The following is a 21,190-nucleotide window of genomic DNA, read 5'->3' as shown; positions in this document are numbered from 1 at the left end:
TCTGTGAACTATTGATCCAGGCTGCATGTTTTACATTTTTATAACTCTGCGTTGTTAGTCTGACAATAATCATGGCTTTGTGACAATAATGATGTTGCCGGTGTTAATGATCTAATCAATCGGTTGAATCGTGGCGCCCGCTTGCTTGCGCATTCCGCGCAGGCGGCCTGCGGCAACACCCTGCTGCATGTGTGGACTTGTGCAGCCCGTCAGCGGGAATGAATCCGCTTTGGCACAATCCGGTTTTGCCTTTGCTGTCGACGGCCTTACGGCGTGCGAGCACTTCGCTCCATGCGAGCTGCGCGGCGCAGGGCTTCGGATGAATTTGCCATGATCCCCTTTTCGGTTCTCGACCTCTCCCCCATCACCGCGGGCGCGAGCGCGGCGCAGGCGTTTGCCAACACGCTAGATCTCGCCCAGCACGCCGAAAAGTGGGGATATCACCGCTACTGGCTCGCCGAGCATCACAACATGACCGGCATCGCCAGCGCGGCGACCTCGGTGGTGATCGGCCATGTGGCGGGCGGCACCCGAACCATCCGCGTCGGCTCGGGCGGCGTGATGCTGCCGAATCATGCCCCGCTCGTGATCGCCGAGCAGTTCGGCACGCTTGCCTCGCTCTATCCGGGCCGCATCGATCTGGGCCTCGGCCGCGCGCCCGGCACGGACCAGACCACCGCGCGCGCCTTGCGCCGCGAGCTGCAAGGCAGTGCGGATTCGTTCCCGGACGATGTGGTCGAACTGCAGCGCTATTTCGCCGATCCGGTGCCGGGACAGCGCGTGCGCGCCGTGCCGGGCGCCGGGTTGCACGTGCCGCTGTGGCTGCTCGGCTCCTCGCTCTTCAGCGCGCAACTGGCGGCCGCGCTCGGCCTGCCGTTCGCGTTCGCCTCGCACTTCGCGCCGGACCATATGCTGACCGCGCTGCGTCTGTACCGCGCGCAGTTCCGTCCGTCGGCGGCGCTCGAGAAGCCTTATGCGATGGTCGGCGTGAACCTGTTCGCCGCCGATACCAACGAAGCGGCACGGCGTCTGTTCACGTCGTTGCAGCAGCAGTTCGTCAATCTGCGGCGCGGCACGCCGGGGCAATTGCAGCCGCCGGTGGACCGCGTCGAAGCGGCGGAGATGGAATTGAACAGCGTCGCGCAGTCGCTGGCGTGCTCGGTGGTCGGCGATGCGGAGACCGTGCGGGATGGGCTGCTCTCCGTGATCGAGCAGACCGGCGCCGACGAGTTGATGCTGACTGCGCTGATCTACGATCACACCGCACGGCTGCGGTCGTATGAGATTGCGGCGCAAGTGCGCGAGGCGATTGTCGGCGGAAAGTGATGGGGTGGCCGGCGGCGTTCGCGCCGGCCGGCTTCCTCGCCACGCTGAGATCTGTCTATGGATTCCCCTGCCCCGCCGCCAGCCCATCCAGCAACGCCTTGTTAAACGCCTGCGGGTCCTGCATCTGCGGCGCGTGGCCCATGTCCGCGAACTCCACCAGCGTCGCATGCGGAATCGTCCGTGCGGCGAGCCGCCCCAACTCCGGATAGCGACCAAGCGTGGCGCGCACCTCAGGCGGCGCGGCGTCCTTGCCGATCGCCGTCGTGTCCTTCTGGCCGATCATCAGCAGCGTCGGCATCTGCAGCTCGCCCAATTCCAGACGAACCTGGTTGTTGCAACTTGTCGTGATCAGGAAGCTACTCTCTAGCACCGAACGCCATTGCGAAAGGAACTGGCGACACGCCAGGTTTGAAGTTTTCGCGACGGATTCAATGGTAGGCTGAGGTTTCAGATGTGGGTGCGGGAACATCTGCTCAGGTCTCACTGATACGGGCAAATGTATCAACTGTGCTGGCAAGCGTCGGCGTACCCCAGTGGGCGCATTGTAAGAATAGAAGGACAGATAGTGGCTGAACCGAAAACTGAAGACGCAGGCTCTTCTTCCGTCGAGTATGTGCAGCGCGTCACGACCTTTTTGGGGGAAGTGAGTGCCTGGTGCAGAGAACATGGTCTAACCGTCGAGCACGACGCTGTCACGCTCAGTGAACAGCTAATGGCGCAATATGATGCCCCGAGTCTTTACATCGCAAAAGACGGCGTCTCAGTGGCCAAGATCCTGCCTGTCGGATCAAAAATCATTGGCGCGCACGGAAGAGTGGACCTGATCGGCCGTGTGGCCAGACATGCGTTCCTTTTCTATGTTGGAAAAGGTCCGGCGTTTTCGACGCAAACTATCGTTGGTGGAAAAACCACGATCTCGCCGTCTAGACCCATGCTCTCTGATGTCGACGCAGATGGCTGGTACTGGATCGAGGCCACAGTACGTCGAGCAAAGCGCGTTGATGAAAGTCTGTTTCTTGACCTGCTTACGGACGTCTCCGACTATGAATTTTAATAATCCACTGGATCCCGTCTATAAGGCATTTGCTGTGGCAGACGATTGCTTCAAAGTCGCGACACGCACAATTCAAATCCAGCATGAAGAGCTCATCAGGCGCACGCAGTTCCTTGGGGCAACTCCGGAGAAAGCCAATTCCGCCCTTGAAGATGCAGCCAGACAAGCGGCTGACCTTGCCATTTTGGCGCTGTTCGCCACATTCGAGCGGTTCGTCATCGAGCATCTGCAAACGGCGAACTGTCTGCTGGCCGCAGGGTATCCGCAGCAGTTTGCCATCAAGCTGGCAGAAAAGTTCGAAAGTGAAGTCGAGTACTGGAGGTTTGGTGAGATTCTCAACCTTTTCAAAGGCGAAGTTGACTCTGATCTCATCGGGCAGGTCAAGCAAATCAAGCAATATCGTGATTGGATCGCACATCAGAACCCAAGCAAGCCACCCCCGACGCAGACCACGCCGGAAACGGCCTTCGATATCTTAACCAGGATGATCGAGCAAATTCGGCAGACCCACACCCCTCCGCCGGAAGAAGAATCGGTCGACGCCGTCGCACTGGCATAAGCTCACCCGCGTGCCGGCACAGAAAGCCGTTTGAACGCTCACCGATTCCCCAGCCCCGCCGCCAGCCCATCCAGCAACGCCTTGTTAAACGCCTGCGGGTCCTGCATCTGCGGCGCGTGGCCCATGTCCGCGAACTCCACCAGCGTCGCATGCGGAATCGTCCGTGCGGCGAGCCGCCCCAACTCCGGATAGTGACCAAGCGTGGCGCGCACCTCAGGCGGCGCGGCGTCCTTGCCGATCGCCGTCGTGTCCTTCTGGCCGATCATCAGCAGCGTCGGCATCTGCAGCTCGCCCAGTTCATAGACCACCGGCTGCGTGTAAATCATGTCGTACAGCAGCGCGGAATTCCACGCCACGATCTGCTTGCCCGGCCCGCGGTACATGCCCGCCAGCATCTGCACCCACGGCTCGTAATCCGCGCGCCACTGACCCGCGTAGTAGGTCGCCTGCTCATAGCGGCGGATGCCGTCGGCGCTCGTCTTCAACTCTCGCTCATACCATTGATCGACGGACAGCGACGGCACCCCTTTCGCTTTCCAGTCCTCGAGGCCGATCGGATTGACGAGCACCAGTTGCTGTGTGGCTTGCGGATACATCAGCGCATAGCGGATCGCCAGCATGCCGCCGGTCGAATGCCCGATCATCGTGGCGCGGCTCACGCCCAACGATTCGAGCAGCGCATGCGTGTTGCGCGCGAGTTGCTGGAAGCTGTACTGGTAGTGCTCGGGCTTGCTCGATTTGCAAAAACCGATCTGATCCGGCGCAATCACCCGATAACCCGCTTCGCTCAGACGCTGGATGGTGGGCTCCCATGTGGCGGCGCAAAAATTCTTGCCGTGCAGCAGCACGGCCGTGCGCCCATTCGCGTGGGCCGGCTCGATGTCCATATAGGCCATGTGCAGCGCCACGCCCTGCGACGTGAAGTCGAATTGCTCGACCGGCGCCGGGTAGTCGAAACCTTGCAGCTCGGGTCCATAAGCCGGACCGTCGTTGCCGGCCACGGCGGCGCTCGCCTCGGCGGGGCCGCTGCCGGCGGCATGCGCCGCACCGGACAAGGCAGACGCGGCCAGCGCGCAAGCGCACAACAAGGCAACCAGGGGATGACGGCTGAAATTCATAGGCGAGGGTCCGGCGGAGTCAGTTTCTGCAAGCAATCCCGGCAGGCGGGCGGACAGGCGCCCAGCGCCGACCAGGAGCGGAGCCGCCGATTCTACGTGGGCCGCCGCATTCGTGCTCTGAGGCAAGCCTGCCCTCACGCGCCGGGCGCTTCGGACAACGCGAACCGCAAACCACATCCCCGCCCCACAGGCACGCATATTGCCCTTCGCCATTTGCCCAGCTATGCGCCGTGCCGCACGGACGCGCCGCCTGGCGGCTGCGATCTTGCGCAGGACACCGAAAGTTGCGATACCTCGCAATAAGATGGGCCTCCACATAATCCAGACTATTCGCGGATGCCAATTCAGTGCTAAAAATAGCAAAGGATCGTCAAGGCACCGCGACAGAAGGCAGCAACTGGACCAGAATCGACAAGAAAAACGACCAGCATAAGCATCCGGGGCACACCACCAGCAACCACGTTGCATGGGACCGGAGTTAGCACCCAACCGCCAACTCCGCTCCACATAGGAGACACAGCATGGAAACTCCGGCAAGCCTCAACGATCTGCAACGCACCACGCTCGCCATCGTCCTTGCGGGCGGACGCGGCACACGGCTCGGCCCGCTGACCAACAAGCGCGTCAAACCGGCCGTGCACTTTGGCGGCAAATACCGGATCATCGACTTCGCGCTGTCCAATTGTCTGAACTCCGGCATCCGCCGCATCGCGGTCGTCACGCAATACAAGGCGCATTCGCTGATCCGCCATGTGCAGCGCGGCTGGGGTTTCCTGCGCGGCGAGTTCAACGAGTTCATCGACCTGTGGCCCGCGCAGCAACGCGTCGAAGGGGCGCATTGGTATCGCGGCACGGCGGACGCGGTGTTCCAGAACCTCGACATCATCCGTTCCATCCGGCCGAAATACGTCGTAGTGCTGGCCGGCGACCACATCTACAAGATGGACTACACGCGCATGATCGCGGACCACGTCGAAAGCGGCGCGGACTGCACGGTCGGCTGTATCGAGGTGCCGCGCATGGACGCGGTGGCGTTCGGCGTCATGCACGTGGACGCGAGCCGCCGCGTGACCGGCTTCGTCGAAAAGCCCGCCGACCCGCCGGCGATGCCGGGCCGCCCGGACATCGCGCTCGCCAGCATGGGCATCTACGTGTTCAACGCGGATTACCTGTACTCGCTGCTCGAAGAGAACATCACCACGGCCGACACCGATCACGACTTCGGCAAGGACATCCTGCCGCGCGTGGTCACGCAAGGCCATGCGATCGCCCATCCATTCAGCATGTCGTGCGTGTCGTCGGACCCGAACGTCGAGCCGTACTGGCGCGATGTCGGCACCATCGACGCCTACTGGGCCGCCAATCTGGATCTCGCCTCGACGATCCCGACGCTCGACCTGTACGCCCCCGACTGGCCGATCTGGACGCAACAGCAGCAGTTGCCCCCCGCCAAGTTCGTGCGCGACATGAACGGGCTGCAGGGCTCGGCCACCAACCTGATCGTATGCGGCGGCTGCGTCATCTCGGGCTCGCAGATTTCGCGCTCGGTGCTGTCGTCGAATGTGCTGGTGAATTCTTTCTGTAACATCAATGAGGCAGTCTTGTTGCCGCAGGTCACCATCGGCGCCAGTTGCCGGTTGCGCCGCGTCGTCATCGACCGCGGCTGCGCGATTCCGGACGGCACGGTGATCGGCGAAGATCCCGTGCAGGACGCCGAACGCTTCTACCGCACCGAAACCGGCGTCGTGCTCGTGACGCCGGAAGCGTTGCGAGGGCAGAAGGCGGACCACTAGCGCGGGGGCCTGCACACTTACACCCATAGCCGTCACCACCGGAAAACTGCCCATGACGATTCGCGCCCTGCACGTCGCAAGCGAGCTGTATCCCCTCCTGAAAACAGGCGGTCTTGCCGACGTGGCGGGCGCCCTTCCCCCCGCGCTGATCGAGCGGGGCGCGGACGTCCGGGTGCTGCTGCCGGGATTTCCGGCAGTCCTCGGCGGCCTCTCCGACCTGCGCACGGTGGCGCGGATCGGGCGCCGGTTCGACGCACCGCACGTGACGCTGGAACAGGGCACACTGCCCGCGAGCGACCTCGTGGTCTACGTGATCCGCGCCGACAGCCTCTACGACCGCCCCGGCAATCCCTACCTCGACGCCGAGCATGTGCCGTACGGCGACAACGCCCAACGCTTCGCACTGCTCGGCTGGACGGCCGCGCAGCTCGCCCAGCAGCTCGATCCGGCGTGGGCGCCGCAGATCGTCCATGCGCACGACTGGCACGCCGGCCTCGCCCCCGCCTATCTGAAAGCGGCCGAGCGCCAGCATGGCAAGGCCTTCGCCCACAGCGTATTCACGGTGCATAACCTCGCCTACCAGGGCGTGTTCCCGGCGCATCTGTTCGGGCAACTCGGACTACCGGCCGATTACTTCCATATGCAGGGCATCGAGTTCTACGGGCAGTTGTCGTTTCTGAAAGCGGGCCTCTACTACAGCGACCGCATCACCACGGTCAGCCCAACCTACGCCCGCGAAATCCAGACGCTTGCCCAGGGCGGCGGCCTCGACGGCCTCCTGCGCAACCGCACGCACGACCTGTCGGGCATTCTGAATGGCGTCGACTACAGCGTGTGGAACCCGGCCACCGACGCCCTGCTCCCCGAGCACTACACCGCCTCGCAACTGTCGGGCAAGCACGCCTGCAAGACCGCGCTGCAAAAACGCTTCGGCCTCGCCAGCAAAGGCGACGCCTTGCTGTTCGGCGTCGTGAGCCGCCTCACGGAACAGAAGGGCCTCGACCTGCTGCTCGCGGCGCTGCCTGAAATCATCAAACGCGGCGGGCAACTGGTCGTATTCGGCACGGGCGATGCCGCGCTGGAGAAAGGCTTGCAGCGGGTGGCGCATGCTCACCCGGAGTCGGTGGCGGTCGAACTGGGCTTCGACGAAACGCTCGCGCACGCCATCATCGCCGGCAGCGATGTGGTGGCGGTACCGTCGCGCTTCGAGCCCTGCGGTCTCACGCAGCTTTACGCCCTCGCTTATGGGTCGCTGCCGCTCGTGCATCGGGTGGGCGGCCTCGCGGATACCGTAGTGGACGCCTCGCTGGAGAATCTGGCGGACGATCTCACGACCGGTTTCGTGTTCGAGCGCTTCGAACCGGATGCACTGGGCGCTGCGATCCGCCGCGCTTTCGCGCTGTACGCTCGTCACACCGAGTGGAAAGCCACCCAACGGCGCGCGATGCACCAGGACTTCGGCTGGGGCGCCTCGGCCGAGCGCTATCTCGCGCTGTATCGCGAACTGGCCTGAGCGAGCCGGGCGGCTCGGGCTGGCCTCAGGCCGCGCGCCGCCGCCCCGCTCCGTGACCGTTCAATGATGGCTCGGCGCAACACCACGGGGACGGATCATGCCGGCCCGGCGAAACTCATGTATTGTTGATTAAACAGGTACGCCATGCGCGATTGTTCTCAATCGCGCATGGCCATAAGCGACCCTTAACGGCGACCAACGGATAGCGCCGGCGAAGACATCATGAAAAACGTCCTGAGCATCCAGTCACATGTCGTCTTCGGGCACGCGGGCAACAGCGCCGCCGTGTTCCCGATGCGTCGCCTCGGCGTGAACGTCTGGCCGCTCAATACCGTGCAGTTCTCCAATCACACGCAATACGGCCACTGGACCGGCAGCGCCATCGACGCTTCGCAGATGCAGGATCTCGTCGAAGGCATCGGCGCCATCGGCGTGCTGCCGCGCTGCGACGCGGTGCTCTCGGGCTACCTCGGCACGCCCGACCAGGCGCAGGCGGTGATCGAGATCGTCAAGGCCGTCAAGGCGGCCAATCCGCGCGCCTGGTATTTCTGCGATCCGGTGATGGGAATGGCCACCGGCTGCAAGGTCGAACCCGGCATCCAGGAGTTTCTCGTACGCACCATGCCCGAGGTGGCCGACGGCATGGCGCCGAATCACAGCGAATTGCAGCGGCTGGTCGGCCGTGAGATCGAAACCGTGGAAGAAGCGGTCGCCGCCTGCCGCGAGATCATCGGCCGCGGACCGAGGATCGTGCTGGTCAAGCATCTGCTCGACCGCAACAGCCCCGCCGACCACTTCAACATGCTGGTGGTCACGCCGACCGAAGCGTGGATGGGCCAACGCCCGCTCTACCCGTTCGCCCGGCAGCCGGTCGGCGTCGGCGATCTGACGAGCGCGGTGTTCGTCGCCCGCCGGCTGCTCGGCGACCCGATCCGCCACGCCTTCGAACATACGCTCGCCGCTGTGAACGGCGTGGTCAAGGCGACGTGGCAGGCCGGCCGCTACGAGCTGGAACTGGTCGCCGCGCAGGATGAAATTGCACAGCCGCGCGAGTGGTTCGACGCGTGGACGATCGATTCGATCTAGCGCCGGCGCGACGCGCTTTTACAGAGCCGTCTTTGCCCAGCCGACGGGTTGCAGCGGCTGCGCCTGCTGCACACCCAGCGCAGGATGACCAGCGATCTCCGCCAGCACCTGGGCCTGCGTCAACCCCGCGGCCTGCGCGATCGACGGCGCCACGCTCATCACGCCCGCCGCGCTCAAGACGAGCGCAACCAGCGAAAACCAGACTCCCTTCATCGTGTTTCTCTCCATTAGTCAGACCAATATGCTGTCCGTAGCCGAAGCGGAACAGCCGGCGGCAGTTTAACGATCCGCGCGCGACAACGCATCCCCTCTGGACCGAAAACACTATTCGAGATTCCGTGGACAATCCCGCCGCCGCGCATCGACGCGGCGCGAGCGCCGTTCGCTCAGCCGCGGAGGCCGTTGACGCTCGCTTGTCAGCGGCTCGTCCTATAATGCGTGCCGCGTGGTGCACGCAATCCTTTTCAAGCACCCGCTCCAGGCAAACGAGGCACAGATGGACGGTCATATCCGCAGCGAGCGGGAAGAAATCTTCGAAGAGTTGTGCATCAGCGTCGATGCCGACGAGGCGCACGAACAGGAAGCGATCGAGTACTTCGAGAACCAGTTCGGCGAGGCGGACTTCGATCCGACGCAGTGGCTCGACATCGCGCTCTACTACTCGCCGGCGGTGGCACGCGGCATCATCGAACTCGTCACGGCTGACGACAAGGCTCGCAGCAACATCGCCGAAGTGATCGCGGACAACCTCGACATTTCCTATGGCGAAGACGAGTGCCAGCAGTTCGCGGAGACGATCCAGTTCGCGCTCGCCAACGGCGTGCCGGTGGACCTCGATCTGGTGCTGGACGGCTGCCAGCGCGCCATCGACGATCTCGAGACCTGGGCCGACGACGAGACCAAAGAACCGCTGATGCGTCTGCGCGAAGAAGTGCTGAGGCTGCAGGGCGAGCAGTAAGCGGCGCGGAAGCGGCCTGGGTGTCTCCACGCCCAGACGCTCCCGCAGCTTTCGGGCTTCACCGTCCACCGCATCTTTCCACCGCCCCAACACCGCCACCTCCCGTGTGCCGGCATCCGCACGCGCCGGCCGCCCAAGACACGCCCGCCGCCCGCCCCGTTCGGGGCCTATGCTGAAATCCTCATCCAAAGCGTCGCGAACTGCCAAGACGGCCTCAAATTGGCTTTCTATATTTCGGCCAGATCGATGGACACGTTGAAGCACGCCAAAGCACGCACGACCGGGGACGCGCGCGCTTTCCAGCGACGCCTGACGCGCCGCTCACCAGGTCTTCCCCGCAGTAGCGGCGTTACCGTGTTTTCCATCATTGTTTCCGGCGTACGATCCTTCGTACCCTGAAACAGTTCGTTCGGCCCCCTCTGAAGGAGACCACACCGCACGCATCGAGCCGCAAGCCAGTTTCATCGCACAGTCTGACCGCCCGCGCCTTTGCCTTGGCGTTTGCTGCGCGCGGCGCATTGCTTCAGCGTCACAGCCGTACCCGGCCGCAGATGGCCGGCTGCACCTTGACCGATATTCATAATTTGAACCTGTCGATGGAAGGAGAGACCATGAGCTTTCGCAAGACGCTGAAACCCCTCGTCGTGATGCTGGGCGCGCTGCTCGCCGTCGCGCCGCTGTCCGGCTTCGCGGACGACCTGCCGGTGAAGATCGGCTTCGCGGCGCCGCTCACGGGCGTCAACGCCGGCTACGGCAAAGACCTTGAGAACGGCGTACTGCTCGCCATCGAGGAAGCCAACGCGCAGAAGATCAAGATCGGCAACCAGGTCGCCAACTTCCAGCTCGTCGCCGAGGACGATCAGGCCGACCCGCGCGTCGGCGTGCAGGCGGCGCAGAAACTGGTGGACTCCGGCGTGTCGGTGGTGGTGGGCCACTTCAACTCGGGTACGACGATTCCCGCCTCGCAGCTCTATGAAACGGCCGGCATTCCGGTCATCGATCCCGCGGCCACCAACCCGATCATCACCGGGCGCGGCTTCGCCAACGCCTTCATGGTGATCTCCACGGACGCACAAAACGCCGGCAACGCAGGCGTCTACGCGGTCGAAGTCACCAAGGCCAAGCGCATCGCGATCCTCGACGACCGCACCGCGTTCGGCCAGGGCGAGGCCGACGAGTTCGAGAAAGCGGTGAAGGCGCACGGCGGCAATATCGTCGCGCACGAATACACCAACAACCAGGCGGTCGACTTCAGCACGCAGCTCACCGCCATCAAGGCCACCAACGCGGATCTGATCTTCTTCGGCGGCCTCGATACGCAGGCAGCCGGCGTCGCCAAACGGATGAAGCAGCTCGGCCTCACGGCGCAACTGGTCGGCGGCGGCGGCGTGATGGACGAGGACTTCATCAAGCTGGCAGGCGACGCGGCAGAAGGCGCGATGGCATGGGAATACGGCCGGCCGCTCTCGCAGTTGCCTGGCGGCAAGGACTTCTCGGCCAAGTTCAAGAAGCGCTTTGGCGTGGATATCCTGTCGTATGCGCCGTTCGGCTACGACGCGGCATGGGCGGCGATCAAGGCCATGCAGCAGGCCAAGTCGACCTCACCGGCGGTGTATCGCCCGGTGTTGAAGGCGATCAGCTTCGACGGCGTGACCGGTCCGATCGCCTTCGATCCGAACGGCTCGCTGAAGAACGCCGGCTCGACGCTGTATCAGGTGAAGAGCGGCGCGTGGGTGCCGATCGTGACCAAGGGCGGCGGCAACTAGGCGGCGCGATGGGCCGGCCGGCGCAGTACGGCCGGCTGAACCCTTCTCGAGGCAGCCGGTCTCACAGACTCGTAGTGGGTTCCGATACGGATCTCGTGCGCGTCGACGGGACCGTCGCTGCGCACGCCGACACGTCAAGAACCGGCCGCCCTGTCTAGCCGATCGCCCGGATGCAATGGATTACGTCGAACACCTCAACACCACGCTTTTCCTCATGATCAACGCAAGTCTGCCGGCGCGCCCCGCGCTGGTGACGAGCGCGTTCTTTTTCGCCGAGTACCTGATCTGGGCGGTGCCGTGCGGGCTGGTCGCCGCGTGGCTGCTCGGACCGGGACCCTGGCGGCGCGCGGCGTTTCGCGCCGCGCTGGCCGCCATGCTGGCCTTCATCATCAGTTTCGCGATTGGCGTGGTGTGGCCGCATCCACGGCCCTTCGTGCTGGGCCTCGGCAACCAGTTGCTCGAACACGCCGCCGATTCCTCGTTTCCGAGCGACCACCTCACCCTCTGGTGGGCCATCGGCTTCAGCCTGCTCGCCCCACCCCATGGTCAACGCGCTGCGCCGCCGGTCCGGCTCACGGGCCTCCTGGTCGCGCTATTCGGACTGCCGATGGCCTGGGCACGTATCTATCTCGGCGTGCACTATCCGTTGGATATGATCGGCGCCTTGCTGGTTGCGCTGATCGGCGCCACCGGAGTCGCACTCTGCGAAGGACGCGTATTCGACACGGTGTTCGGCGCCAGCGTGCGGCTGTACCGGTTCGCGTTCGCGCCGTTGATCCGGCTCGGCTGCGCGAAGCGGTAAACGCGCGGCGTGGCCCGCACCACGACCTGCGACGAGGTATCGCGCTCGATCTTCACGAGCGACGCCTGCACTTCGTTGAACATATCGGCCGAGCAGACCTGGTGGACGAATTTCGTATGCAGGCGGCGCGTGATCTGCAGGACCCGCGTGTCCGGATCGAACACGTAGTGCGAGGCGTAATCGAAGTAGGTGTCTTCGACGCGCGCGTCGACCGGCAGATCGGTCACGCGCACCGTCGCCGGCAACGCGATCTGCGCGGTTTCGTCGAAGTCGCCGCCCACGCACACCCAGGGCTGCGTGCGTTGCGGCTCGGCCAGCCAGGTCTGCACCTGGCTCGCAATGCCGCCCGCGAAACTCGTGAGCGCGGGCAGCGCGGTGGTGCCGTCGGTCCACGTGAAGTGCTCGAGCGTGCCCTGGATTGTGGTGTCGAACGGTCCTTCGGTGGTCGAAACGTCGCTGGTGCGCAGTTGCGAGCTGCCGTGCAGACCCGTCTGCAATAGCCGGCTCGCCGCGACCTGCTGGGCGCGCTGATGGGTGGCGCGGCGGAACATGTTGCGTTCGAGTTCGGCTGTCGCGCCCGAGTCTTCCACCCGGTACGCGTACGCCGCCGCGCCGCTCTCGGTCACGTCGATCTGCAGCCGCACCGAGCGCGCGCGCGGCTGGACGGCCGGCGTGCGCGAGAGTATGCCCTCGTCGACCAGCAGGACCGGCCGGTCCATCACAACGAGCGGCAGATAGCCGAAGGCGATGCCGCCCGCGGTCGTATCGGCATAAAGCCCAAACTGAGGAATCCAGACGATCGCGTGATTGATCGCGCTGTCGCCGTAACCCGGCACGTCCGGCAACGTGTAGTAAGGCCCAAGGTTGAGCAGCACCGCTTCGCTGCGGATGCCCACCGCAGCCAGCAAGGCGCTGTAGAGCGCGACGTGATCCTTGCAGTCGCCATAGCGGTTGTGCAGGATATCGATGGCCTTGTGCGGCACCGCCGCGGTCTCGCCGAGAAAGAGCGCCACGTAGCGCACATTCAGGCGCACCCAGTCGTACAGGATGCGAGCCTTTTCGCGCGGATCGACGGTGCCGGCCGTGAGCGACTGCGCGAGCCGGACGATGGCCGGGTCGCTCATGGTGGCGTCGGTGGCCGGGCCCTTGTAGCGCGCGGCGAAGGTGGCATAGTCCGGCACCGTCGAGACCATCAGCCGGTCGCCCCACGTCTCGTACCCTACCGCGCCGGACTCGATGGGCGCGTACGGCCCATGCCTGTAGTCGAACTCATAGCGGGTGCGGCCCTGCTCCGTGACCGGCGGCACTTCGACGTAACCGCGGGCGTCGGCGTAGAGCGGCACGTCGGCGGGCAGATCGAAGATCAGCCGCTGCAGTTCGACCGGGTCGCGCGTCGGTTCGACGAGGTAGGCGAAGGTGCCGGCCTGCAGCGGCTTCGTGCGCGTCTTGCGAAACGCCAGGTGCACCCGCGAGCCGGGTTCCACGCCTGGGAAGATCACGGTCCGCAACACGCCGTCTTCGAAGGTCGGCGCGCCGGCCGAGCGCGGCTCCTGCACGTCGCGGATGCCGTCCGGGCCGACGGGACGCACGGTGCCATCCGGGTCGATGGTTGCGGCGCTGAGCAACTGCACCTCCTCGATGTCCTTGTTGAACCACACATAGCGCTGCGCGATATCGTCGACGCCGCTCGTCGTGTTCGCGCGCAGGACGGTGTCGTCGCGCTCCTCGACGGAGCCGTCTTTCTGGATCACAAAGTAGTGGACATCGCTTTCGACGGTGGAAGGGGCAAGGTCGTCGTTCGTCGCCGGAGTGGACGCGGCGAATACCGCCGGCCCCATGCACAGGCCGCCGACCACCCATGCCATAGCGGCGCACCGGCGCCGTGTGGAGCGCCTCATGCTGTGCGCGCCCTCACCCGCAGGCGACGCGCATCCGCGTCGTGGGATCGACCGAACCCGCGCTGTGCGAGCGCCTGCTGCAAGTCTGCGGCGATGTTCCCCACGATGGCACCTCGTCCCGGTCGGTAGTGTGGTTGTAGCACATCGGCGCGCGCTGCGCCTCTCACCGCGCCCGCAGTTCCGCTCCTTCGTCATGGGCGAGCTTCGTAAAGAAGAACAACGAGCAAAACGTCAACACACCGACCACCGCAAACGCGGGCGAGAAATCGCGTGCCGTCAGATGCGCCGCGCTGCCGCCATGCAGATGCGCCGTCAACGCCAGCAGCGAGGCGGCGAACGCCACGCCGATGCTGATCGACAGTTGCTGCGCCATGCTCGAGAGCGCCGTGGCCCGGCTCATCATCGGCTTGGGCATATCCGAGTAACCGAGCGTGTTGAGCGTCACCATGCCGAGCGAATTGAACAGGCCGCCAAACAGCAGTACGACGAAGATCAGCAGATGCGGCGTGCTCGGCCGGAACAGCCCGTAGCCCGCGTAGAAGCATCCGGTGAGCGAGGTGGCGCCGATCAGCAGCGTGCGAAAGCCGATGCGGCGGATCGCCTGCTGCATCACCGCCCGCACGCTGAGCGAGCCGACCGCCGTCGCCACGCTCAGCGAACCCGATTGCAGCGGCGACAAGCCGAAGCCGATCTGCAGCATCAGGGGCAGCAGAAACGGCGAGGCGCCGATCGCGATACGCAACGGCATGCCGCCCACCACGGCGGTCCGATACGCCTTGTAGCGCAGCAGGCCCGGATCGATGATGGCGTCGTCGTGGCGGCGGCTATAGCGCCAGTAAGCGAGGATCGACAGCAGGCCGAGTCCGGCCAGCGCGAAGGTGACCGTCTGCGGCACCAGCCCGCGGCCCGCCGTATCGAGACCGCCGACCAGCCCGACGAGCCCCGTCGAAAGCAGAATGAAACCGGCGAGATCGAAGCGCTCGTAAACGGGTTCGTGGGTATCGTCGATGAAGCTCATCGCCATCAGGACGCCCAGCACGCCGAAGGGGATGTTTAGCAGGAAGATCCAGCGCCATGAGGTGATCGTCACCACCAGGCCGCCGAGCAGCGGTCCGGCGAGCCGTCCGATGGCCCCCGGCACGGTGAACCAGACCATCGCCGCGACCATCCGCGCGGGCGGCACGCTGCGCAGCAGGATCAGCCGCCCGACCGGCACCATCATCGCGCCGCCCATGCCCTGCAAGATGCGGAAGATCACCAGTTGCGGCATGGTTTGAGCGAGACCGCACAGCGCCGAGCCGAGCGAGAACAGCGCGATCGCCGTGCAAAACACCCGGCGGGCGCCGAAGCGGTCGGCCAGCCAGCCGCTCGCCGGCAGGAACACGGCGAGGCTCAGCAGATAGGAGGTGATCGCCAGGTTCAGATGCAGCGTCTGCACCTGCAGCGAGCGGGCAATCGACGGCAACGCCGTCGCCATGATCGACGTGTCGAGGTTTTGCAGGAACAGCGGACAGGCGACGATAAGGGGAATGAGTCGGGAGCGATCGGTCATGCGCTCCCTTTTACCGCAAAACGCGGCGTCCGCACAACGGGAGGCCGGGACCGGCTCGCGCTAAAGCCGTCATCCGTTGCGCGAGCTCGTCCGGCGTCTGTTACCGCGCCGGTTCGTCTACTGCCTCTGCCCTTCAACCCTCCGCGAGCGCACGCCGCAGCGACAGCGCAATCCCTCGCGCGGCAAGCCGCACCTCCTCGAGCGACGGAAAAGTCGGTGCAATCCGCAGATGTCGGTCTTCCGGATCGCGCCCGTACGGATACGCCGCGCCTGCCGGCGTCAGCACAAGCCCTGCTGCTGCGGCCAGCGCCACCGTGCGCTTCGCGTACCCCGGCGGCGTGTAGAGGCTGATGAAGTAGCCGCCGGCCGGCTCGTTCCATGTCACGCCCGGCAGGTCGCCGAGCTGCTCCTTGAACACAGCAGCAACCGCAGCGAATTTCGGACTCACCACCGCCCGATGACGCTCCATCAGCCGCTCGAGCCCGGCGCGGTCGCGCAGAAAGCGCACGTGACGCAACTGGTTCAGCTTGTCCGGGCCGATCGTGCGCACCGAGACACGCTGCTGCCACGCGTCCACGTTGCGGCGCGAGCCGGTGAGGAACGCCATCGCCCCGCCGCCGATCGTCACCTTCGAGAGCGACGCGAACACCAGCGCGCGGTCCTCGTGTCCGGCAGCAGCGCAGGCTTCGAGCACATCAAGCGTGCTGTGCCGCTGTTCCGTCAGATGGTGGAAACGGTAAGCGTCGTCCCACATCAGCCGGAAGTCCGGCGCCGCGGCCGGCATCGCCGCCAGACGCCGCACCACCTCGTCCGAGTAGATCGTGCCGCTTGGGTTGCTGTAGAGCGGCACGCACCAGATGCCCTTGATTGCCGGATCGCGCGCCACCTGCGCTTCGACGAAATCCATGTCCGGGCCATCGTCGTTGATCGGCACATTGATCATGCGGATGCCGAGCGCCTCACAGATCGCGAAGTGCCGGTCGTAACCGGGCACCGGGCACAGAAAGGCGATGTCGTCGCGCTTGCGCCACGGCTCGCCGCCCGGCACGCCGAACAGCATCGCGAAGGCCAGCGTGTCGTGCATCAGTTCGAGGCTCGAATTGCCGGCCGCGACCACCTGGGCCGCCGGCACGTCGAGCAGCGCCGCGCCGAGCTCGCGCGCTTCGGGCAGGCCGAGCACGTGACCGTAGTTGCGGCAGTCGATGCCGTCGCGCGACAGGAAGCCCACCGTTCCCGCCTCGTCGAGCAGTGCGCGCGAGAGGTCGAGTTGTTCGGGCGCGGGCTTGCCGCGCGACATGTCGAGGCGCATGCCCAGTTGCTTGAAGTCGTCGTAGGTCGTCGGCATCGCGATGGTCTCCAGTGTTTGAACGATGTAGGGTTTGAGAAGCGCAGAACGCAGCGATTGTGCGTGATCCGCCCAGCAACGCCGCCAGTATGCCGACCGCCCCGCATTCAGACAAACGCGTTATATTGAACGTTTCGATCAGATTTTCTGATGCCTATGAAAGCCCTGGATCTCGACGTGCTGTCGATGGTCGTCGCCATCGCCGATGCCGGCAGCTTCGTACGCGGCGCAGCGCTGGTACACCGCTCGCAGTCCGCGCTCAGCATGCAGATCCGCGCGCTGGAAAGCGCGCTCGGCAAGTCGCTCTTCGTGCGCGGCCCGCGCAGCGTCACGCCCACCGCCGACGGCCAGGTGCTGCTCGCCTATGCACGTCGCATGCTGGCGCTGCGCGACGAAGCCTGGGCGTCGATGGTGCATCCCGAGGTCAAAGGACGAGTGGCGATCGGGGTGCCGGACGACTACGCGTCATCGCTGCTGCCCTCGGTGCTGCGCAAGTTTTCGGCGAGCTATCCGAAGGTCGAGATTCAGGTGATCGGCATGCCGAGTCATGCGCTGGCCCCGCTCGTCAAGGACAACAAGATCGACCTCGCCTGCGTGACCCGCATGAGGGGCTTGAGCGGCGACTTCATCCGTTTCGAACCGATGGTGTGGGCCGGCGCCGTGGCGAGCGGCCGCGAAATCTGGAAAGAGCGGCCGCTGCCGGTGGCGCTGTTCGGCGCGGGCAGCGTCGCGCGCGCGAATGCCATACATGCTCTGGAGCGGGCCAGGATTACCTATCGCACGTCGTACGAAAGCCCGAGTCTGATGGGCCTCTTCAGCATGGTCGAAGCCGGACTCGCCGTGGCCCCGCTCGCGCGCTGCGCGGTGCCCGGCCATTTCGTGCAACTGGGGCGGCCGCATGGCCTGCCGGTTCTGCCCGAACTGGAAATCGTGCTGGCCCGCAGCGCCCGTTCGAACCGGCCGCCCTGCGATTTCCTTGCGGAGCAGATTCTCACCGAGCTGCGGTTGTGATGAAGGGGGCCGCGCGTGCGGAGTGGTGCGTGGCAATGCGCGTCCAACCCGGCAATCTGCTGCGATGGCTTTTTTCGAAGCTGCAAACGCTCGTTAGAAATGCGGTGCCCCCTGTAGAATATTTCGCCGTACAGGCTGCGCGGACACGGCGTACATGGCGGCATCCGCTGCATGCGTGGTGAAACGCCGCTGTGAGGCCGCGTCACACCACGTCACACGACGCGCCCCCACGCGACGCGAAGCCAATACCCCGACACCCCCAGCACCAACTCCACGAATTGAAGGCCCGTTGATATGCAAACTAGTCCGCTCAAGATTGCCGTGCTGTTCGGCGGCACCAGCGAGGAACGCGAAGTCTCGATCGCCAGCGGCGCGCAGGTCGTGCTTGCGTTGCGCGCGGCGGGACACGACGTGCTCGCCATCGATACGTCGCGCGGGCTGCTGGGCGGCGAAGACGAAGTGCGCTTTCTCAGCTCACGCGTCAATGAAGCGCCGCCCGCCTCCGAGGCGCTGGCGATGATCCGCGCGGGACAGTCCAACGCGCTGCAGGCGGCGACGCTCGCCGGGGTGGATGTCGTATTCGTCGCCTTGCACGGCGGCACCGGCGAAGACGGCACCATCCAGGCCATGCTCGATCTCGCGGCGTTGCCGTACACCGGCAGCGGCCATCTGGGCAGCGCGCTCGCGATGGACAAGGACATGGCCAAGCGGCTCTTCGTGAGCGCAGGCATTCCCACCGCGCGCTGGCTGATGGCGCCGGTCGAGCCCGAGGCCGCGGGCGAGCAACTGGGTTACCCGCTCGTCGTCAAACCGAATAGCCAGGGCTCGACCGTCGGACTTTCGGTGGTGCGCTCCGCGGATCAGCTCGCGGACGCCATCGCGCTCGCCGGCGCTTACGACAGCGAAGTCATGCTGGAGCAGTTCATCGCCGGCCGCGAAATCACGGTGGGCGTACTCGGCGATGAAGCGTTGGCGGTGGGAGAAATCGTCATGGATCCGAACGCGGTGTTCGATTACAAGGCGAAGTACCAACCCGGCGCGGTGCGTGAAATCTTTCCGGCGGACTTGCCGGAAGACATCGCCGAGCAGGCTCGCGCGCTGGCGCTGCGCGCGCATCGCACGCTGAAGCTGGACGGTTATAGCCGCTCCGATTTCCGGCTGGATAGCCACGGGGTGTTGTGGTGTCTGGAAGTCAACACGCTGCCGGGCATGACCGCGACCAGCCTGCTGCCGCAGTCGGCGCAGGCGCGCGGCATCGCCTTCAGCGAACTGTGCGACCGCATCTGCCGGCTGGCAATCGAGCGGCATAGCAAGCGCAAGTGAGCTGACCTCCCTCCCTTCACTCGCTCTCGCCCAGCCTCACCAGCAGCGCCTGCAGTTTCTCCACGTGCCGCATCAGCAGATGCCGGTGCTTTTCGATCTGCTCGAGCCGGCCGGTGAGATCGGCATGATCGGTGTCCTCCAGATCCGAAGCCGCGATCACGTCCTCGACCTTGGCGCGCAACGCGGCCAGTTCGACCGGCGGACTCGCCAGATGCCGCTCGAAACGGCGCACGTCCTGCACCGCCAGATCGCGAACCTTGCGAAAGTGCGCCTGACGCCGATGCGCCTCGACGTCGAAGGTCTCCTCCTCGATGCGGCGCGCGGGCCCCGGCTGACCGAAGATGGGCTCAGGCGGCCGCAACACCGATTTCTTGCGCGCCGGATGCGCCGTGCCGCGAAAGCGCGCGAGCGGCGTTTCGTTGTCGATCGCCTCGCGGGCGTTGGCGGGAATCTCCTGCTCGTGATGCGGCGTGTTCATCCAGCTGGCCGGCAAGCCGGTGACCGCTTCGACCCCGCGCACGAACTCCTCGTTGAATTCGCGCTGGCCCGACAGCATCAGTTTCAGATAGCTTGCGGAGAACGTCATCATCCGCGCGAGACGCGTTGCCGCGCCGACCTCCTGGGTCAGCACCACCAGATTTGCCCGCCAGATGGGAAGCAGGGACTCGTCGGAATCTTCCATTGCTGGGTCTTCCATCTTTTCTCGCCCGATTAGTCTGTTACGTCCGCGCGGGCTCGCTGCCCACGCGCGTCGTGTTCGTCAAAGGGTAGTCGCTTCGCCATGCCGCACGCAACCGGTATGTCCCGGAGAGTGTGACGTAACGTAACTGGCGTAACGGCGATGCAAACAGGGGCCCGTTACGCCCCCCTGGATTGACACGCCGCGGGCGGCCGCGTTCCGGCCTGGCGGCGTGGTCGCATGGCCCATGCATTGATCAGACGTATGCGGCACGAATCGTGCTGCTCAGCAGGCTCTGCCAACCCGTCCCAACAAAGGGAAAATATGATGAAGAAAGCGATCCTTGCCTGCGCCGCAGCGCTGACCACCCTCTGCGTCATGGTGCCGGCGCATGCCGACGACCATCACCATCCGGTGTGCCATAAGGTCCACGTACACGGGCACTGGGAGAAACGCTGCCATTGATGTCAATGGCCGGCCCCCGCCTTGCGCGGGGGCGTCCCTAACGACGGCGCGCGCCGCGCCGCGCCCTCAAGCCGCGGCGACGTGATCCAGTGCTGTCCGCACCAGCGTCTTCAGTAACGGTTCGACCTGTGCCGCGAGCTTTTCGTCGTACGCATACGGCATCTGCTCTTCCATATACGTAATCTGCGTCAATTCGAGCTGCACCGCGTGTACGCCCTCGGCCGGCTGGCCGTACTGACGCGTGATGTAGCCGCCCTTGAAGCGGCCATTGGCGATTGTCGAATAGCGACCGTGCTGTTCGACCACCGCAGCCAGCGCCTCGGCCAGGCCCGGCGCAGCACTCGCGCCGTTCGACGTGCCGAAGTTGAAATCCGTCAGCCGTCCTTCGAAGAAACGCGGCACATGCGAGCGGATCGAATGCGCCTCCCACAGCAGCACCTTGCCGTGTTTCGCCTTCAGCGCCGCCAGGTGCGCCACGAGCGCCTCGTGATACGGCTTCCAGTAGCGTTCGCGGCGGCGCGCTACTTCGGTGTCGTCGGGCAAGTGGCCGTCGAGATACAGCGGCTCCTTGTCGAACGTGTCGACGGGCAAGAGGCCCGTCGTGTCCTGGCCCGGGTAGAGATTCGCGCCGTCGGGCGGGCGGTTCAGATCGATCACATAGCGCGCATTGTTTGGCATCAGCATCGACGCGCCCAGCTCGCGTGCAAAGCCGTACAGGCGGTCGAGATGCCAGTCGCAATCTTCGGTGCGCGCGGCGGCGGGCGTCATCGTAGCGGCGATGTCCGCGGGAATATTGGTGCCCACGTGGGGAATCGAAATCAGCAGCGGCAGGCTTCCCTCGTGCAGCGAAAAAACCGGTGGGGTGTTCGAAGCAGTCATGTCAGTCCAGAATCAATGAAATCGGGGCAAGGTTGCAACAGCTTACCCGAGTCGCGCGTTGGC

At 65.0% G+C, this 21,190-nt stretch carries 18 protein-coding genes and 2 pseudogenes; 12 read left to right on the top strand and 8 right to left on the bottom strand.

Going from position 1 to position 21,190, the window contains the following annotated elements:
• Nucleotides 1-330 precede the first annotated feature (330 nt).
• Nucleotides 331-1,326 carry an LLM class flavin-dependent oxidoreductase gene (locus BUS12_RS18320; RefSeq protein ID WP_074298011.1) on the top strand — a complete coding sequence of 332 codons (996 nt, stop codon included), beginning with the start codon at nt 331-333 and terminating at the stop codon, nt 1,324-1,326.
• A 55-nt stretch (nt 1,327-1,381) separates the two neighbouring features.
• On the opposite strand, the pseudogene BUS12_RS18315 reads toward BUS12_RS18320, so the two are convergent.
• Nucleotides 1,382-1,651 (bottom strand): annotated as a pseudogene (locus BUS12_RS18315) (alpha/beta fold hydrolase); the annotation flags it as partial.
• 240 nt (nt 1,652-1,891) lie between these two features.
• Here BUS12_RS18315 and BUS12_RS18310 point away from each other — a divergent pair.
• Nucleotides 1,892-2,380, top strand: a complete 489-nt coding sequence (locus tag BUS12_RS18310; protein ID WP_143788396.1) for a hypothetical protein — start codon at nt 1,892-1,894, stop codon at nt 2,378-2,380.
• Nucleotides 2,370-2,939: a hypothetical protein gene (locus tag BUS12_RS18305; RefSeq protein WP_143788395.1), complete on the top strand. Its 570-nt coding sequence runs from the start codon at nt 2,370-2,372 to the stop codon at nt 2,937-2,939. Before BUS12_RS18310 ends, BUS12_RS18305 begins: the two co-directional genes overlap by 11 nt.
• A 38-nt stretch (nt 2,940-2,977) precedes the next feature.
• On the opposite strand, the gene BUS12_RS18300 is transcribed toward BUS12_RS18305, so the two are convergent.
• Nucleotides 2,978-4,057, bottom strand: coding sequence for an alpha/beta fold hydrolase (locus tag BUS12_RS18300; protein ID WP_074298005.1), 1,080 nt, complete (start codon nt 4,055-4,057; stop codon nt 2,978-2,980).
• Between the two features lie 521 nt (nt 4,058-4,578).
• Between BUS12_RS18300 and glgC the strand changes: the two genes are divergently transcribed.
• From glgC to pdxY, 3 genes are all read left to right on the top strand, one after another.
• The gene (glgC, locus tag BUS12_RS18295) at nt 4,579-5,850 is read left to right on the top strand and encodes a glucose-1-phosphate adenylyltransferase (protein WP_074298003.1); all 1,272 of its coding nucleotides are present in this window, start codon (nt 4,579-4,581) and stop codon (nt 5,848-5,850) included.
• Nucleotides 5,851-5,902: 52 nt separating this feature from the next.
• A complete protein-coding gene (gene glgA / locus BUS12_RS18290; RefSeq protein WP_074298001.1) occupies nt 5,903-7,363 on the top strand; it encodes a glycogen synthase GlgA in 1,461 nt (486 codons plus the stop codon).
• 222 nt (nt 7,364-7,585) lie between these two features.
• Nucleotides 7,586-8,449 carry a pyridoxal kinase PdxY gene (gene pdxY / locus BUS12_RS18285; RefSeq protein ID WP_074297999.1) on the top strand — a complete coding sequence of 288 codons (864 nt, stop codon included), beginning with the start codon at nt 7,586-7,588 and terminating at the stop codon, nt 8,447-8,449.
• A gap of 18 nt (nt 8,450-8,467) precedes the next feature.
• Here the strand turns inward: pdxY and BUS12_RS18280 are convergent, their stop codons facing one another.
• Nucleotides 8,468-8,662: a hypothetical protein gene (locus tag BUS12_RS18280; protein WP_074297997.1), complete on the bottom strand. Its 195-nt coding sequence runs from the start codon at nt 8,660-8,662 to the stop codon at nt 8,468-8,470.
• A gap of 283 nt (nt 8,663-8,945) precedes the next feature.
• Here BUS12_RS18280 and BUS12_RS18275 point away from each other — a divergent pair, with 283 nt between their 5' ends.
• From BUS12_RS18275 to BUS12_RS39425, 3 genes and pseudogenes are all read left to right on the top strand, one after another.
• Nucleotides 8,946-9,407 carry a hypothetical protein gene (locus BUS12_RS18275; protein ID WP_074297995.1) on the top strand — a complete coding sequence of 154 codons (462 nt, stop codon included), beginning with the start codon at nt 8,946-8,948 and terminating at the stop codon, nt 9,405-9,407.
• A 611-nt stretch (nt 9,408-10,018) separates the two neighbouring features.
• The gene (locus tag BUS12_RS18270; RefSeq protein WP_074301566.1) at nt 10,019-11,173 is read left to right on the top strand and encodes a branched-chain amino acid ABC transporter substrate-binding protein; all 1,155 of its coding nucleotides are present in this window, start codon (nt 10,019-10,021) and stop codon (nt 11,171-11,173) included.
• A 175-nt stretch (nt 11,174-11,348) separates the two neighbouring features.
• A pseudogene (locus tag BUS12_RS39425) lies at nt 11,349-11,822 on the top strand (undecaprenyl-diphosphatase); the annotation flags it as partial.
• Here the strand turns inward: BUS12_RS39425 and BUS12_RS18260 are convergent.
• The 3 genes from BUS12_RS18260 to BUS12_RS18250 all read right to left on the bottom strand — a co-directional run bounded on the left by BUS12_RS18260 (nt 11,813) and on the right by BUS12_RS18250 (nt 16,770).
• Complete coding sequence (locus BUS12_RS18260; protein ID WP_253190251.1) at nt 11,813-13,813, bottom strand: DUF3857 domain-containing transglutaminase family protein; 2,001 nt, start codon at nt 13,811-13,813, stop codon at nt 11,813-11,815. The pseudogene BUS12_RS39425 and the gene BUS12_RS18260 sit on opposite strands and share 10 nt — an antisense overlap.
• Nucleotides 13,814-14,036: 223 nt before the next feature.
• Entirely contained in the window at nt 14,037-15,425 is a 1,389-nt protein-coding gene (locus BUS12_RS18255) for an MFS transporter (protein ID WP_074297991.1), read from the bottom strand.
• A gap of 133 nt (nt 15,426-15,558) precedes the next feature.
• Nucleotides 15,559-16,770, bottom strand: a complete 1,212-nt coding sequence (locus BUS12_RS18250) for an aspartate aminotransferase type Ic (protein ID WP_171991679.1) — start codon at nt 16,768-16,770, stop codon at nt 15,559-15,561.
• 156 nt (nt 16,771-16,926) lie between these two features.
• On the opposite strand from BUS12_RS18250, the gene BUS12_RS18245 reads away from it, so the two are divergent.
• Complete coding sequence (locus tag BUS12_RS18245) at nt 16,927-17,781, top strand: LysR substrate-binding domain-containing protein (protein WP_074297987.1); 855 nt, start codon at nt 16,927-16,929, stop codon at nt 17,779-17,781.
• A gap of 294 nt (nt 17,782-18,075) precedes the next feature.
• Complete coding sequence (locus tag BUS12_RS18240; RefSeq protein ID WP_074297985.1) at nt 18,076-19,104, top strand: D-alanine--D-alanine ligase; 1,029 nt, start codon at nt 18,076-18,078, stop codon at nt 19,102-19,104.
• Nucleotides 19,105-19,120: 16 nt separating this feature from the next.
• On the opposite strand, the gene BUS12_RS18235 is transcribed toward BUS12_RS18240, so the two are convergent.
• Complete coding sequence (locus BUS12_RS18235; protein ID WP_074297983.1) at nt 19,121-19,786, bottom strand: hypothetical protein; 666 nt, start codon at nt 19,784-19,786, stop codon at nt 19,121-19,123.
• A gap of 321 nt (nt 19,787-20,107) precedes the next feature.
• Between BUS12_RS18235 and BUS12_RS38815 the strand changes: the two genes are divergently transcribed.
• Entirely contained in the window at nt 20,108-20,248 is a 141-nt protein-coding gene (locus tag BUS12_RS38815; protein ID WP_171991670.1) for a hypothetical protein, read from the top strand.
• 66 nt (nt 20,249-20,314) lie between these two features.
• Here BUS12_RS38815 and hutG read toward each other — a convergent pair whose 3' ends face one another.
• Nucleotides 20,315-21,127, bottom strand: a complete 813-nt coding sequence (gene hutG, locus BUS12_RS18230) for an N-formylglutamate deformylase (RefSeq protein ID WP_074297981.1) — start codon at nt 21,125-21,127, stop codon at nt 20,315-20,317.
• Nucleotides 21,128-21,190: the final 63 nt, after the last annotated feature.

It is taken from the genome of Paraburkholderia phenazinium (assembly GCF_900142845.1).
In the GTDB taxonomy this organism is placed as follows: Bacteria; Pseudomonadota; Gammaproteobacteria; order Burkholderiales; family Burkholderiaceae; genus Paraburkholderia; species Paraburkholderia phenazinium_A.
This window is presented reverse-complemented; position numbering and strand designations above follow the sequence as displayed.

Bases quoted from the DNA above. Each gene is read 5' to 3' on its own strand.
- BUS12_RS18320 (WP_074298011.1), top strand. From the start codon at position 331: ATGATCCCCTTTTCGGTTCTCGACCTCTCCCCCATCACCGCGGGCGCG.
- BUS12_RS18305 (WP_143788395.1), top strand. From the start codon at position 2,370: ATGAATTTTAATAATCCACTGGATCCCGTCTATAAGGCATTTGCTGTG.
- BUS12_RS18300 (WP_074298005.1), bottom strand. From the start codon at position 4,057: ATGAATTTCAGCCGTCATCCCCTGGTTGCCTTGTTGTGCGCTTGCGCG.
- glgC (WP_074298003.1), top strand. From the start codon at position 4,579: ATGGAAACTCCGGCAAGCCTCAACGATCTGCAACGCACCACGCTCGCC.
- glgA (WP_074298001.1), top strand. From the start codon at position 5,903: ATGACGATTCGCGCCCTGCACGTCGCAAGCGAGCTGTATCCCCTCCTG.
- pdxY (WP_074297999.1), top strand. From the start codon at position 7,586: ATGAAAAACGTCCTGAGCATCCAGTCACATGTCGTCTTCGGGCACGCG.
- BUS12_RS18280 (WP_074297997.1), bottom strand. From the start codon at position 8,662: ATGAAGGGAGTCTGGTTTTCGCTGGTTGCGCTCGTCTTGAGCGCGGCG.
- BUS12_RS18275 (WP_074297995.1), top strand. From the start codon at position 8,946: ATGGACGGTCATATCCGCAGCGAGCGGGAAGAAATCTTCGAAGAGTTG.
- BUS12_RS18270 (WP_074301566.1), top strand. From the start codon at position 10,019: ATGAGCTTTCGCAAGACGCTGAAACCCCTCGTCGTGATGCTGGGCGCG.
- BUS12_RS18260 (WP_253190251.1), bottom strand. From the start codon at position 13,813: ATGGGGCCGGCGGTATTCGCCGCGTCCACTCCGGCGACGAACGACGAC.
- BUS12_RS18255 (WP_074297991.1), bottom strand. From the start codon at position 15,425: ATGACCGATCGCTCCCGACTCATTCCCCTTATCGTCGCCTGTCCGCTG.
- BUS12_RS18250 (WP_171991679.1), bottom strand. From the start codon at position 16,770: ATGCCGACGACCTACGACGACTTCAAGCAACTGGGCATGCGCCTCGAC.
- BUS12_RS18245 (WP_074297987.1), top strand. From the start codon at position 16,927: ATGAAAGCCCTGGATCTCGACGTGCTGTCGATGGTCGTCGCCATCGCC.
- BUS12_RS18240 (WP_074297985.1), top strand. From the start codon at position 18,076: ATGCAAACTAGTCCGCTCAAGATTGCCGTGCTGTTCGGCGGCACCAGC.
- BUS12_RS18235 (WP_074297983.1), bottom strand. From the start codon at position 19,786: ATGGAAGATTCCGACGAGTCCCTGCTTCCCATCTGGCGGGCAAATCTG.
- BUS12_RS38815 (WP_171991670.1), top strand. From the start codon at position 20,108: ATGATGAAGAAAGCGATCCTTGCCTGCGCCGCAGCGCTGACCACCCTC.
- hutG (WP_074297981.1), bottom strand. From the start codon at position 21,127: ATGACTGCTTCGAACACCCCACCGGTTTTTTCGCTGCACGAGGGAAGC.